Source organism: Pseudomonas sp. AC193, from assembly GCF_979258075.1.
The window spans coordinates 2,950,672-2,963,575 of sequence record NZ_OZ409832.1 but is presented as its reverse complement, the minus strand read 5'-3'; the positions used below and the strand labels follow the sequence as shown (position 1 = coordinate 2,963,575).

10 protein-coding genes are annotated in these 12,904 nt (G+C 59.7%); 4 read left to right on the top strand and 6 right to left on the bottom strand.

The window, feature by feature from the left end; genetic code table 11:
• Positions 1 to 7 precede the first annotated feature (7 nt).
• Positions 8 to 265, bottom strand: coding sequence for a DUF2790 domain-containing protein (locus tag ACZZ0D_RS13365; protein ID WP_282359305.1), 258 nt, complete (start codon positions 263 to 265; stop codon positions 8 to 10).
• A gap of 222 nt (positions 266 to 487) precedes the next feature.
• Positions 488 to 1,201, bottom strand: a complete 714-nt coding sequence (locus tag ACZZ0D_RS13360) for a murein L,D-transpeptidase catalytic domain family protein (RefSeq protein WP_053121034.1) — start codon at positions 1,199 to 1,201, stop codon at positions 488 to 490.
• A 150-nt stretch (positions 1,202 to 1,351) separates the two neighbouring features.
• Here ACZZ0D_RS13360 and ACZZ0D_RS13355 point away from each other — a divergent pair, with 150 nt between their 5' ends.
• The 3 genes from ACZZ0D_RS13355 (at position 1,352) to ACZZ0D_RS13345 (ending at position 5,777) form a co-directional block, all read left to right on the top strand.
• Positions 1,352 to 2,968, top strand: coding sequence for a L,D-transpeptidase family protein (locus ACZZ0D_RS13355; protein WP_463553500.1), 1,617 nt, complete (start codon positions 1,352 to 1,354; stop codon positions 2,966 to 2,968).
• A 215-nt stretch (positions 2,969 to 3,183) separates the two neighbouring features.
• Positions 3,184 to 4,092 (top strand): glutaminase B, encoded by a 909-nt coding sequence (gene glsB / locus ACZZ0D_RS13350; RefSeq protein WP_426620407.1) that lies wholly within the window; start codon positions 3,184 to 3,186, stop codon positions 4,090 to 4,092.
• A gap of 182 nt (positions 4,093 to 4,274) precedes the next feature.
• Positions 4,275 to 5,777, top strand: coding sequence for an aldehyde dehydrogenase family protein (locus tag ACZZ0D_RS13345; protein WP_463553499.1), 1,503 nt, complete (start codon positions 4,275 to 4,277; stop codon positions 5,775 to 5,777).
• A 442-nt stretch (positions 5,778 to 6,219) separates the two neighbouring features.
• On the opposite strand, the gene ACZZ0D_RS13340 is transcribed toward ACZZ0D_RS13345, so the two are convergent.
• The 3 genes from ACZZ0D_RS13340 to ACZZ0D_RS13330 all read right to left on the bottom strand — a co-directional run bounded on the left by ACZZ0D_RS13340 (position 6,220) and on the right by ACZZ0D_RS13330 (position 9,655).
• Positions 6,220 to 6,549 (bottom strand): hypothetical protein, encoded by a 330-nt coding sequence (locus ACZZ0D_RS13340; RefSeq protein ID WP_053121022.1) that lies wholly within the window; start codon positions 6,547 to 6,549, stop codon positions 6,220 to 6,222.
• 509 nt (positions 6,550 to 7,058) lie between these two features.
• A complete protein-coding gene (locus tag ACZZ0D_RS13335) occupies positions 7,059 to 7,562 on the bottom strand; it encodes a GNAT family N-acetyltransferase (RefSeq protein WP_463553497.1) in 504 nt (167 codons plus the stop codon).
• 173 nt (positions 7,563 to 7,735) lie between these two features.
• On the bottom strand, positions 7,736 to 9,655 hold the full coding sequence (locus ACZZ0D_RS13330; protein ID WP_463553496.1) for a DNA topoisomerase III: 1,920 nt from the start codon (positions 9,653 to 9,655) through the stop codon (positions 7,736 to 7,738).
• A gap of 379 nt (positions 9,656 to 10,034) precedes the next feature.
• Between ACZZ0D_RS13330 and ACZZ0D_RS13325 the strand changes: the two genes are divergently transcribed.
• Positions 10,035 to 10,403 (top strand): DUF427 domain-containing protein, encoded by a 369-nt coding sequence (locus ACZZ0D_RS13325; protein WP_463553495.1) that lies wholly within the window; start codon positions 10,035 to 10,037, stop codon positions 10,401 to 10,403.
• Here the strand turns inward: ACZZ0D_RS13325 and ACZZ0D_RS13320 are convergent.
• Positions 10,400 to 12,613, bottom strand: coding sequence for a C1 family peptidase (locus tag ACZZ0D_RS13320; RefSeq protein ID WP_463553494.1), 2,214 nt, complete (start codon positions 12,611 to 12,613; stop codon positions 10,400 to 10,402). The genes ACZZ0D_RS13325 and ACZZ0D_RS13320 overlap by 4 nt on opposite strands.
• Positions 12,614 to 12,904: the final 291 nt, after the last annotated feature.

Below are 12,904 nucleotides of genomic sequence, written 5' to 3'. Positions count from 1 at the left end.
ATCACTCTCAATGGTCATTGATGCAGCCGCTGCCCTGCACGTCATAGTTCAGCACATGTTCGCGGCCCTGATGGTCGAGGTAGTTGAGTTGCGCCGGAACCACACCGCAGGCCTGAGAAATATCGGTGCTGGAGAGGACTTTGTCGACATCCAGATGGACGTAGAAGGCGGATTTGTCATGGATGACGGCGGTGTCGGGCATGTTCGCGGCAAACACGGAACCGGTGGCGAGGAGGGTGGTGAGGGCGAGCAGGAGGGTTTTCATGGTCAGTCACTCAGTGGTTGGTGTTGATCGGCGTTAGCGCCGGGACAACATCAGGCTACCGAGCGATCCGCACGGCAAACCGACAGCTGAATGACAAAGTTGTAATGAAACACACCCCTGTAGGAGCTGCCGCAGGCTGCGATCTTTTGATCTTGTTTTTAACAGTCAAAATCAAGAGATCGCAGCCTTCGGCATCTCCTACAGGGGTTTTGTGGTGAGGGGTTAGCTCGCGTGGGTGCTGAGGATGCTTGCCACCTGCTGCGGCTGGCAGTTGAGGTACGGCGAGGATTTCAACCAGCGCTGATCCGGGTACCAGGAAAACATGAACTGGCCATCCTTCAATCGATCAATCACTTGCTTGGCAATCTGTGGCCGAACCGCCGGGCAACCCTGGCTGCGGCCAATGCGCCCCTGTTTCTTGCTCCACAACGGATTCACATAACTGGCGGCGTGAATGACGATCGCGCGATCGCGGGCCATGTCATTGAAGCCCGGTTCCAGACCGTCCATGCGCAACGAATAACCGTGGGCGCCGCTGTAACTTTCCTGGGTGCGGAACAGACCGAGGCTGGATTGGTAACTGCCTTCACGGTTGGAAAACTGCGTGGCGAAGTTTTCGCCGGAGTTGGAACCGTGCGCCACCAAATCGCGTAGAACCAACTTCTGTTTGCTCAGGTCGAAAATCCACAAGCGGCGTTCTGTGGACGGTTGCGAATAATCGATGACGGCCAGATGGCGGGACGGCTTCGCCCCATTGTTGACGGCACATTGCATGGCGCTTAATGCACCTTTCAGCGCCTGGGGATTGAGTTCTGGCGCGGCGTGGGCGAGGCTGTTGTAGAGAACCGGCGATGGTTTGCCAGCGGCAAAAACTGGACTGGTCACAGCGACAAGGGTCGCGGTGGACAGCAGAAGTCGGCGCAAAAACGTCAACATTTATAAAGTGTCCTCACTTGCTACTCATTTGGCACTTTGGCTCCTGACTCCCAGTCATAACCGCCACGCCCGAAGATCGAGCCTGACTGTTCAGCACACCTGATGTAAGGTTGACCGTCATCTGGACGGCCATGGATTGGAGTAAAGCAGTTGTTCAAAAAGTACGCATGCTACTTGAGCATTTGTTTGCTCGCTGCGCCGTTTGTCGCTTGTGCCGATGAGCCGCTGCCGCCCTTGCAGACGCTGCCGACGCCACCGGCCGAGTTGCCGGTCGAACCGCAGAGTCCGTTGCAGGCTGTTTTGATCAGTCTGCCGCAGGCCTGTCCGGCGATTGCTGCGCGTCTGAGCGTGGCGGCATTGACCCAGTTGCAGGCGTTCTATGAACAGCAGGACTGGATGCCAGTGTGGGCCAGCGAATCCGGACGTTTGCAGGCTTTACAAGCGCAATTGCCGCTGTTGGCCGACGATGGCCTGAATCCAAAACGCTACCCAGTAGCGAGCATTCCTCCGCAGGACGGTGAACTCTGCGCCGACATCGACATCAGCCGCTACTACCTGCAAGCCCTGCAGGATCTGCATTACGGCAGCCTGTTGCAGTCGCACTTCGAGCCGCTGTGGCATGCCGATGACACCCCGCGTGACCGTCAGGCGGAATTGTTGGCGATTGCCGTGCCGGGCATGCAGGACATTCCGGGCGCCTTCGATCGCGCGCGTCCACACCTCGCGCAGTATCAAAGCTTGCGTCACCTTTATGCCGCGCAACGCCTCAAGGCTTTGCCGCAGTGGCAATCGGTCGGTAATGGCCCGTTGCTGCGTCCGGACATGGAAGACAAACGCGTGCCGGAACTGGCGCAGCGTCTGTACAACGAAGGCTATCTGACCCACGCCGGCAGCACGCCCGGCAACGCTTACGAGGGCGTGCTGGTCGAAGCGGTGAAGAGTTTTCAGGCCAACCATTCGTTGCAGGCCGACGGCGTGGTCGGGCCGGGGACGATTGCCGAACTCAACATCAGCCCGCTGACGCGCCGCGAACAGCTGCGGGTCAACCTCGAACGTTTCCGCTGGATGGCGCAGGACATGGAACCGGATGGGTTGCTGGTCAACGTCGCCGCTGCTGAACTGACTTTGTATCAGGGCGGCCAACCGGTGTGGCAGACCCGCACCCAGGTCGGTCGTGCCGAACGGCAGACACCGCTGCTGAAATCCCGCGTCACGCGCCTGACCCTCAACCCGACCTGGACGGTGCCGCCGACCATCTGGAAAGAAGACAAACTGCCGGCGATCCGCAAGGATCAGACTTTCCTCAGCCGTCAGAATCTGCAAGTGCTCGATGCCAACGGCCAGCCTTTGGCCGCGGCGGATGTCGACTGGGACAATCCCGGCAACATCCTTTTGCGTCAGGACGCCGGGCCGCGTAATCCGCTCGGGCAGATGGTCATTCGTTTTCCCAATCCGTTTTCGGTGTATCTGCATGACACGCCGAGCAAGGCGCTGTTCGACAAGGGGCCGCGTGCGTTCAGTTCCGGTTGCGTGCGGGTCGAGCACCCGATGCAGCTGCGCGATTTGTTGCTGAGCCCGGCGGAAAAGGCCCGTACCGAAACGCTGTTGGCGACTGGCACCACGCATGAATTTCGCCTCTCCGCGCCGGTGCCGATCCTGATGACTTACTGGACGGCGCAAGTCGGCAGCGACGGCCACGTGCGCTACGCGCCGGACATCTACAGCCGCGACAACGCCTTGCTCGCAGGCCTCGACCGCGCACGCTGACTCCCCAGCCATCCCCCAATCCCCTGTGGGAGCGGGCTTGCTCGCGAAGGCGTCGGCACACATTGCACTGATGTGGCTGACACACCGCCTTCGCGAGCAAGCCCGCTCCCACATTTTGTTCATCAGGGTGTCAGTGAGGTGTGATCTGATTTGCCTGCGCAGCGTCTAGCCCCAGTGTCCCCGCAATCCCATGGGGCGAGACTTCGGAACCCGGCATGCAAGCGCTGTTGAACGAGATCCTTGACGCTGTCCGTCCTCTGATCGGGCAAGGCAAGGTGGCTGACTACATTCCCGCCCTCGGCACTGTGCCGTCCAATCAATTGGGCATCGCCGTGTACGGCAACGACGGCGAAATGTACTGCGCCGGCGACGCCGAAACGCCGTTTTCAGTGCAGAGTATTTCCAAGGTGTTCAGCCTGGTGCAGGCCATCGAACATTCCGGCGAAGCGATCTGGGAACGTCTCGGTCATGAGCCGTCAGGCCAGCCATTCAACTCGCTGGTGCAACTGGAATTCGAACGCGGCCGCCCGCGCAACCCGTTCATCAATGCCGGTGCGCTGGTGATCTGCGACATCAATCAATCACGCTTCGCCGCGCCGACCCTGTCGATGCGCGACTTCGTGCGGCGCCTGTCGGGCAATCCGCAGATCATGATCGACAGCAAAGTCGCCGACTCCGAATACCAGCACCGCGCACGCAATGCGGCGATGGCGTATCTGATGCAATCGTTCGGCAACTTTCACAACGACGTCGAGGCAGTGCTGCGCAGTTACTTCAGCCATTGCGCACTGCGGATGAATTGCATCGATCTGGCGCGGGCGTTTTGCTTTTTGGCCAACGACGGTTTTTGCAAACACAGCGGCGAGCAGATTCTCGCGCGGCGACAGACTCAGCAGGTCAACTCGATCATGGCCACCAGTGGGCTGTATGACGAGGCGGGCAATTTTGCTTATCGCGTGGGTTTGCCGGGCAAGAGCGGCGTCGGTGGCGGGATTGTCGCGGTGGTGCCGGGGCAGTTCACCGTGTGCGTGTGGTCGCCGGAGCTGAATGCTGCGGGTAACTCACTGGCAGGGATGGCGGCGCTGGAGATGCTTAGCGCCAGAATTGGCTGGTCAGTGTTCTAACCCAAACACCTCAATCTGTAGGAGCAAAGCTTGCTCGCGAAAGCGTCCTGACATTCAACAAACCCGTTGCCTGACACGCCGTCTTCGCGAGCAAGCTCTGCTCCTACAAGGGTTTTGTGTTGCCTGTTGGGAGGGTGTTCCTATACATTTTCCGGCCGCTCCCTGCATGGTGAATCCGCTTCATGTCTCTTGCACTCGAACGTCTCGTCGCTGGCACCCCGATCCCTTTCGCTGGCAACCGCGTCACCGTGGTCAGCCCCGAACTGGCCGCGCGGTTTCAGCCCGGAGACCACCTGCTGGTCGAGCAGGTGAGTGGCGAGTTGCTGCTGATTCCCGTGGTCGATCAACAAGCGGCCTCGGTGGCGATCGAACGCGCGGCCTCGGCTTTCATCGCGTTGTCGGCGGTCTCTGATGAAGCCATCAGCCAGTTTTTCGACCTGTTCGCACAGCGTCTGGAAACCGCAGAGAGCTGGGCGCAGATCGAAGCGGCGAACCTGGCCGACATCGAACGTGCCAAGGCGCGCGGCCGTTCCACCACCCGATTGCTCGCCGATGAGCGCATGCGCCGCGACATGATCGCCGGCCTGCGCGCCTGGCGTGATGCCGCCGCGACGCGCGGCAAAGTCATCAGCAGCGTCGAGCACGATGGCTGGAAAGTTGAGCAAGTGGTCTCACCGCTGGGCATCGTCGCGTTTGTCTTTGAAGGACGGCCGAACGTGTTCGCCGACGCAGCCGGTGTATTGCGCACCGGCAACACCGCCGTGCTGCGTATTGGCAGCGATGCCTTGGGCACCGCGCAAGCCATCGTCACCCACGCCTTGAATCCAGCGCTGGCCGAGGCAGGTTTGCCGGCCGGTGCGGTGTCGTTGGTGGAAAGCGTCAACCACGCCGCCGGTTGGGCGATGTTTGCCGACCGGCGTTTGTCGCTGGCCGTGGCGCGCGGTTCGGGTCGTGCGGTGAGTCAATTGGGCAGCATCGCCCAGCAGGCCGGCACCGCCGTCAGCCTGCACGGTACGGGTGGGGCGTGGCTGATTGCCGATCGTGACGCAGACGCCAAACGCTTCGCCGCGGTGGTGCGGAATTCGCTGGATCGCAAAGTGTGCAACACGCTGAACGTCTGCCTGATCCAGCGTGAGCGTGCGGCAGAACTGGTGCCGTTGTTTCTTGATGCGCTGCAGCAGGCCGGCACCGCACGCGGTCAGGGCTGCAAATTGCACATCGTCGAGGGCAGTGAAAGTTACCTGCCGAGTGAATGGCAGAACGCGACGGTCGAGGTGTATCGCGCCGAGGGTTATCAGACTGAAGCCTTGGCTGAACCGCTGGCGGAATCGGCATTGGGCCGCGAGTGGGAGTGGGAAGAAACCCCGGAAGTCAGCTTGATGATCGTTGACGATCTGGATCAGGCGATTGCGCTGTTCAACCGCTATAGCCCGCAGTTCACGGTGTCGTTGATCAGTGAAGATGCGGCGGTTCAAGAGCGTTTTTACAACGCGGTGAATGCGCCGTTTGTGGGCAATGGCATCACCCGTTGGGTCGATGGGCAGTACGCGCTGAACAAGCCGGAACTGGGGCTTTCGAACTGGGAGAGCGGGCGCTTGTTCGCACGCAGCGCGATTCTTTCGGGGGATGGCGTGTTCACGGTGCGCAGCCGCATGAGCCAGATCGACCTGAGCGTAAAACGCTAAACAGTGCGATATAACCTGTGGCGAGGGGATTTATCCCCGTTGGGTCGCGTAGCGGCCCCAAAAATCGGGCCTGCTGCGCAGTCCAACGGGGATAAATCCCCTCGCCACAAGTGTTCACTCGGCGTTGTTGCGGCGACGGAATAATTATCACAGTGCGGCGGCGGTGGCGTTTGTTGGAATGGTGTTGGGCAGGGGAATGCCCTCACCCTAACCCTTTCCCGGAGGGAGAGGGGACTGACCGAGGTGTTTGTGCAAGTTACGCCGACCTGAAAATGCTGTGCCGAACTCATATTTTGAAAACACCACAAATCGGCTCCCTCTCCCTCGGGAGAGGGCTGGGGTGAGGGGCTACAATTCCAGTCAAGCCATATCAATAAAGCGAACAAAAAAGGGCCCGCTTCTTTATAAGGAAGCAGGCCCTTTCAATTATTAAAGTAGTGAATCAGCAGAACCGATCAATCACCCGAACTTCGTTCTTGTTCTGCATCGAGTCCCACGCCTGTTTCAGCGTTTGCAGAACATTACCGATGAAGTCCCGATCGGCCGCGGCTTTCTTGCCGACATAGCCGTGGCCGCGGCGGTACATCTTCAGGCGGGCCAGCAGGTTCTGGTTGTTCTGGTCGAACTCTTCTTCACCAGCGTGGGGCGCCAGGCAGTCGATATGCACCTGACCCGATTTGCTGATCCACAGAATGTGGCTGTCGTGGCTGTCTTTTTGCGCAGCGAACATACGAGCCAGTTCTTCGATAGTAGGTTGATTGTTCAGATTCATAATGTTGCCCCTTGACCAGTCTGGTTATCTTTCAAAGTTGATTCGCTAATACAAGTAGCCCATCGGTTAGTTGATCCCTGGCACCGAAACCAGGACGTCAGCGCTCGCCCGTTGAAATACGGGGTCGTGCATCTGTTGCATGTAGTCGTGTTGAATAACTGCTACGCAATAGCGTCACAACGAGGAGAAGCAGCGAAAACCGGGAGGCTCCTTGCCGACCTGTGCAGCGTCGACCACAAGCGTCTTGAGAATTTTCGCCAGCGCTTCTCGTCCTTGTACTGGACGTTCAGGCCAGGTCAGCTTCTTCAATCTGCCTTGTGGGCAGCGTGTATCCGGAAAAAACAACTCGGCGGTCAGACGAGTTTGCTCAAGCGTGTTACCGATGTTCCCGATCGGGGAACGTCTTCATCATGCAAAAGCAAAACGACGCCGTCAACAGTTATGTAGTGATTATTTTTGCTCACTACATATTGTCGGACAAAGCTGTTTTGGAATGAGAAAGGATCCGTTCAAACAACGGAAAAAGGCGTGTGCAGGACGTAAAAGGTGCACGGGTAACCGTCTACTTCACCCTGCCGTCGGGTGAATTCGCCGCCGCTCAATCGAGGGATGAGCCCGGCCCAGAAGCGTTGCGCAGGCAGGTTGGCGTATATATGGAAAATTTGCCATTGCCCGGGGATCCGGCTCAAGAGGGTGGAGACGACAAACTGGGCGACACCTTGGCCACGCCAGCGTCGGGCGAGGAAGAAATAGCTGATGTTGTGCTCGGCGCTGGGGAGGTGGGTCTGGTTGTCGACGATGATGAAACCGGCGAGTTCGTCGTCGACGTGGATCAGGAAGGGTTGGGTGGCGGGGTGGCGCCAGTAGCGTTCTTCCAGTTGGTTGGGGAAGAAGCCGTGGTGGGCGAGTTTTAGTGGGAGCCATTCGCTGAGATCGTGCAGGTAGAACTGCATGAGATTGTTGACGGTGTCGAGGTCGTCGCGTTGGGCGGGGTGCAGGGTGATGATGGGCATGGCGTCAGCTCCGCAATGGCATTCCCCCAGTGTGGACTCTGTACTCTGTGGCGAGGGGATCTATCCCCGCTGGGTTGCGCAGCAACCCCTCTTTTGACTCTTAAAAAGCAGGGGACTGCTGCGCACTCCAGCGGGGATAAATCCCCTCGCCACAAGGTTGCAACAAATCAGAATTATTTGGCTGTGCGCTTGGCTGGGCTGCGGGTGGATTTGCGCTTTTTCTTCCACGGTGTCGCCGCTTTGCCGGTCGGCGGTGGGCCGCTGATGGTCAGGCTCAGCGCGGAGCAGCGTGTCACTTGCTTGCTCATCCACGCCGCTTGTTTGGTGACGAATTCTTCCAGACTCATCTCGCCGCTTTGCACCATGTCCAGCGCCTGTTCCCAGATCGCCGTGGTGCCGGGGTCGGCAATCGCGCGGGGCACGGCGTCGATCAGGCTGAACGCGGCGGGTGTGGCGGCCAGCGCCTTGCCGTTCTTCACCAGATAACCACGATCGAGCAATCCTTGAATGATCGATGCGCGAGTGGCCTCGGTGCCAATCCCGGTGGTGTCCTTGAGTTTCTGCTTGAGCAGCGGATCTTCCACCAGTTTGGCGACATTCTTCATCGCCTTGATCAGATCGCCTTCGGTGTAAGGCTTGGGCGGCTGCGTCCACAGATCTTTGAACTTCACGTCGGCCACCGCGCACTCAACACCTTGGCTCAGCGCTGGCAGGGTTTGCGGTGCTGGCGCCTCGCGTCCCTTGGCCGGTGCGAGCGCCTCAGGCAATGCGCGCTTCCAGCCCGGCTCGATAATCTGCTTGCCCACCGCGCGCAGCGCTTCACCGGCGCAATCGAAGTCGGCCTGAGTGCGATCGTATTCGTGGTTGGGCAGGAACTGCGCCAGATAGCGCGCGCGAATCAGCGTGTAGACCGCGCGATGTTTGCCGGTCAGGCGCTCAAGGTTCTTCGCTGCTGCTGTGGGAATGATGCCGTGGTGAGCGCTGACCTTGGCGTCGTTCCACGCCCGCGACTTGCGCTGAGGCTCGAGAAAGCCGTTCAACGCTTCAAGGCTCGGGTCGGCCTGGCGTAACGCCGCAAGAATCCCCGGCGCCTCGCTGTGCTGACTCAGCGGCAGGTAACCGCAATCACTGCGCGGGTAGGTGACGACTTTGTAGGTTTCGTAGAGTGCCTGGGCGATGTCGAGGGTTTCCTGCGCGCCGAGGCCGAGTTTCTTCGAGCAGACTTCTTGTAACGTGCCGAGATCGAAGGGCAGGGGTGCCACTTCGCGCATACGTTCGGTGTGCAGTTTGACCACTCGGGCACTCGCCGCATTGCCGATGGCCGCCGCCGCTTGCTGAGCCAACGCTTGATTGAGGCAACGATCCTGATCATCACAAGCATCCGACGGCGCCCGCCACTGCGCGGTGAACGGCGTGCCGTTGTGCAGCAGATCCACGTCGATCGCCCAGAACGGCACCGGCACAAAATCGGCGATGCTGCGGTCGCGATCCACCACCAGACGCAGGGTCGGTGTCTGCACGCGACCCACTGGCAGCACGCCTTGATAACCCGACTGCCGACCAAGCAGCGTGAACAGTCGACTCATGTTCATGCCGATCAGCCAGTCTGCTCGCGAACGGCCTAGCGCCGAGTGGTACAGGCTGAAGGTTTCGGCACCCGGTTTCAACGCTGCGAGCGCCTTGCGGATCGATGCTTCGTCCAGCGCCGACAGCCACAAGCGCCGGATCGGCCCGCGATAGCGGCAGTGCTCGACCAGTTCGCGGGCGATCATTTCGCCCTCACGGTCGGCATCGGTGGCGATGATCAGCTCGCTGGCCTCGCCGAGCAGACGCTTCACCGCTTTGTACTGGCTCGCGGTGCGCGGCTTGACGGTCATCTTCCATTTTTCCGGAATGATCGGCAGATCGGCCAGCACCCAGCGTTTATAGCGCGCGTCGTAGGCATCCGGCGGCGCGGTTTCCAGCAGATGGCCGATGCACCAGGTCACTGTGACATCCGTCCCCAGCCAGCAGCCGTCGCCCCGGCGCTTGGCACCGAGTACGGCCGCAATGTCTTTGGCCTGGGAAGGTTTTTCACAGAGGTACAGCCGCATAACCACCATCGTTGATCGTTGTTCTGGAGGTGCACAGGATGGCTTTTGTTGCGCTGGGGGCAACTTTTATCTGTATGGATATACAGATAAAAAGTGTTGCGGGGTCTGTTGGCCCTCACCCTAGCCCTCTCCCAGAGGGAGAGGGGACTGATCGAGGGATATCGGGGAAGTACGCCGACTTGAAAGATTGGTAGGGAATCCATAATCGACACAGCACATCCAGGTCGGCGCATGACGCCAGACACCTCGGTCTGCTCCCTCTACCCCTGGGAGAGGGCTGGGGTGAGGGGCTCTTGCCGTTCGGCTGTCCACCACCCGCAACCACATCACTTGGGCTATACCTGAACCGGTCTCTTCGCAGTCCTCAGGAGAAACCCCCATGAAAACCTCCGGCCCCAGCCCTGTCATCAACCTCGAACAACTCGTCGGTTGCCTGCTGGTGAAATTCCACGGCATCCAGGTCGCCGCTTCCTCACACGTGCTGATCCTCAACGAAGCCAATTACCCGCCGGTCTATTATGTCCCCCGCGAAGACATCGACGAAAAATATTTCGCCCGCACTGACCACACCAGTTATTGCCCGTACAAGGGCGACGCAAGTTATTTCAGTCTGCAAATCCCCGGACACGAAGGCGCCAATGCCGTGTGGACGTACGAAAACCCCAAAGTCTCGGTCGCGCCGATCCGCGATTACGTGGCGTTCTACCCCGATCAAGTGAAGTTCGAAGTGATCAAGGCCGACCCTTAGTAGTTCAGGTCAATAAACGGCTGATCCAGTTTCGCATCGAGGCCGAGCCGCAGAATCGTCTTCAGCGTGGTGGTCATCGCGTTCAAGTCATTATCAAAACCACCGTGCGAGGTGTCTGCTTTAGTGCCCGGCCCATAGGTCATTTTCACGTCGTTGTAGAGGTGCAGGGTTTTCGCCGACTCTGCACTCAGGCCGTTGCCGGTCAGGGCAAAACCTGTGGGGATTTTGTTGCCCCAGTAGAAGTAGTTCCATTGCACGGTCATGTCCTGCGCGGCGATGTTCCACTCGCACAAATCAGGTTTGCTGAAGTCCTGATACGCGCCGTCGAGACTCTTGGCCATGCCGAGCAACGGCATGCGCTGCAATTCTTCATAGGAGCGCGACACCAGATAGAGCAGCGACTTGTGATAGATACCGATGACGTTGTCATCCTGCTCGCGGTTGTCCGACATCATGTGCAGGTGGAAGTCCTTGCGCTTGAGGCCGCCGCCCTCGATGACTTTGCGGAAGGTCGAGTTGGCGAAGTCGAGCGTGCAGGCCGGCGCGAGCAGTGTTGAGGTGGCAATCGGCAGGCCTCTCGCCCAGAGCAACTGGATCAGGTGGCCATTAATCAGCGAGCCGGCGGAGTGGCCGATCAGGTGCAATTCGATCTTGTCGGCGCCGACATCCGCCGTGAGTTTTTTCAGATTGTCGGCCGTTTCAATCAGCCCGCGCGGGGTGAATCCGGCCACCGACGCGGCCTCGGCGTTCTGCTTCATCTGGCTCCACTGATCGCCACCGAGTTTTTTAGTGGCCATTTCCACAGTGCGATCCAGACCTTCGGTGGCTTTGTCCTTGATCACTTTGAGCACGTCGCCCAAGCCACCTGAATCTGGAAACAGGCCGGGCAGGGCATCTTTGACGATGTCGGTCAGCGTCTCCAGCACCCCGGTGCGCCAAGTGATGAATAGCGGATAGACGCCGTTTTCGAGGAAGTACGGCGCCATCGCGCAAATGCGTTTGATCGAATCCTGCTCCGAGTTGAGCCCGCCGTGAGCGTAGATTGCGATGCGCAGAATTTTCGGTTTTTGCCCGGCGGGGAGTTTGTCGAACCAAGCCTTGGGCGATTCGCGGACGATGCGCGCGACGGCGGCGCGCACGTTTTCCACATCGGTCAAACGTGGGCCGATGCTGCCGTTGTTTTCCATGACGATGGTCAGCCCGTAAGCCTGATCGTTGGTCAGCGCGGCCGGGCCTTTACGGGCGGCTGTCGGTGCTTCAGCGGAGAACAGCGAGACGCCTTCACGCTTGGCGCTGGAGGTCGGCAAGGCATCGCGGAACACCGATTCTCCCTGCGCTTTATCGAGCCGCGAATTGCGCGAAATCGCGCCGTGTCTGATCGGCACGCCAAGGCCCACGGCCCAGGCATCGGTGCCGTTGGCCAGCCAGTCCTCGTAGGTGAGAATCGCAAACCCCGAGTAACCCCAATCGGTCGACCAAGAGTTCTGCACGATAAATCCATCGTGGGTGTAGCCGATCAACGCGAAGGCGTGGCCGCCCTGAGGCTTGGCGTTCCATTTGATCACCGGCAATTGCGCGGTGCTCTGGAAGGCTTTGGTGTTGGCCTTGGGTTTGAGTGCCCAACCGGAATGCACATTGGCCGACACGTACAGCGCGCCGGTTTCGTAGAGCGCCGCCATCATCGACGTGATGTCGTCTTTTTCCACACGGTAATAAACCCCGAGCGGGCGAGTGACGGCGTCTTCCGCCCAGTTCGGCGCGGGGGCTTCGAAGTCTGGCACCGAACCGTCGGCGGCGACGGTGTAGGGCCACAGACTTTTCTCGCAGACGCCGTGCTTGTGCCAGCCCTTGAGCGCGCCACGGCAACTGGAACCGGCGTAATCCTCGCCAGGCCATTCGTCGTAGAGCTTGGCCAAATGGTAGAGCTGGCGCGGGCTGGTTTTCACCGAATCGCGATCGCGGCGCCACAGCAAATAGTTGATCACGGCGGACAGGCCGAACCCGGTGCAGGCGCCTTCCTTGCCTTGGTACAGCACCATTTCGCGGCCGAGATAATCGGCCAGTGGGCTGCTGACTTCAGCGTCTGCCGGGAACGAGGCGGGCAGCGATTGAACGCGCGCGGTGAAGATCCGGTCGCGCAGGTCGAGGCGATCAGGACGGGCGTCGAGGGTGATGGTGGTTTGCGCGAGGGCGAAGCGGGAGGCGGGCATGATGGAGTGCTCGATTCGACCCCACGTCACCAACGCAGTCCTGCGCCGCAGGGATTAAAAAGGGTGAGGGTTATCGTAGACGAGATTTGGCGGGTGGGCGCGAAACGCGATGGCCGAGCTGAGCCCCTGTGGTGAGGGGATTCATCCCCGATGGGTTGCGAAGCAGCCCCAATGCCTTCAACTCGGTGTGTCAGGTACACCTTGTTTGCAGGTTTTTGGGGCTGCTTCGCAACCCAGCGGGGATAAATCCCCTCGCCACAGGTTTTCTTTCTACTGGGAAATAATGGGTGG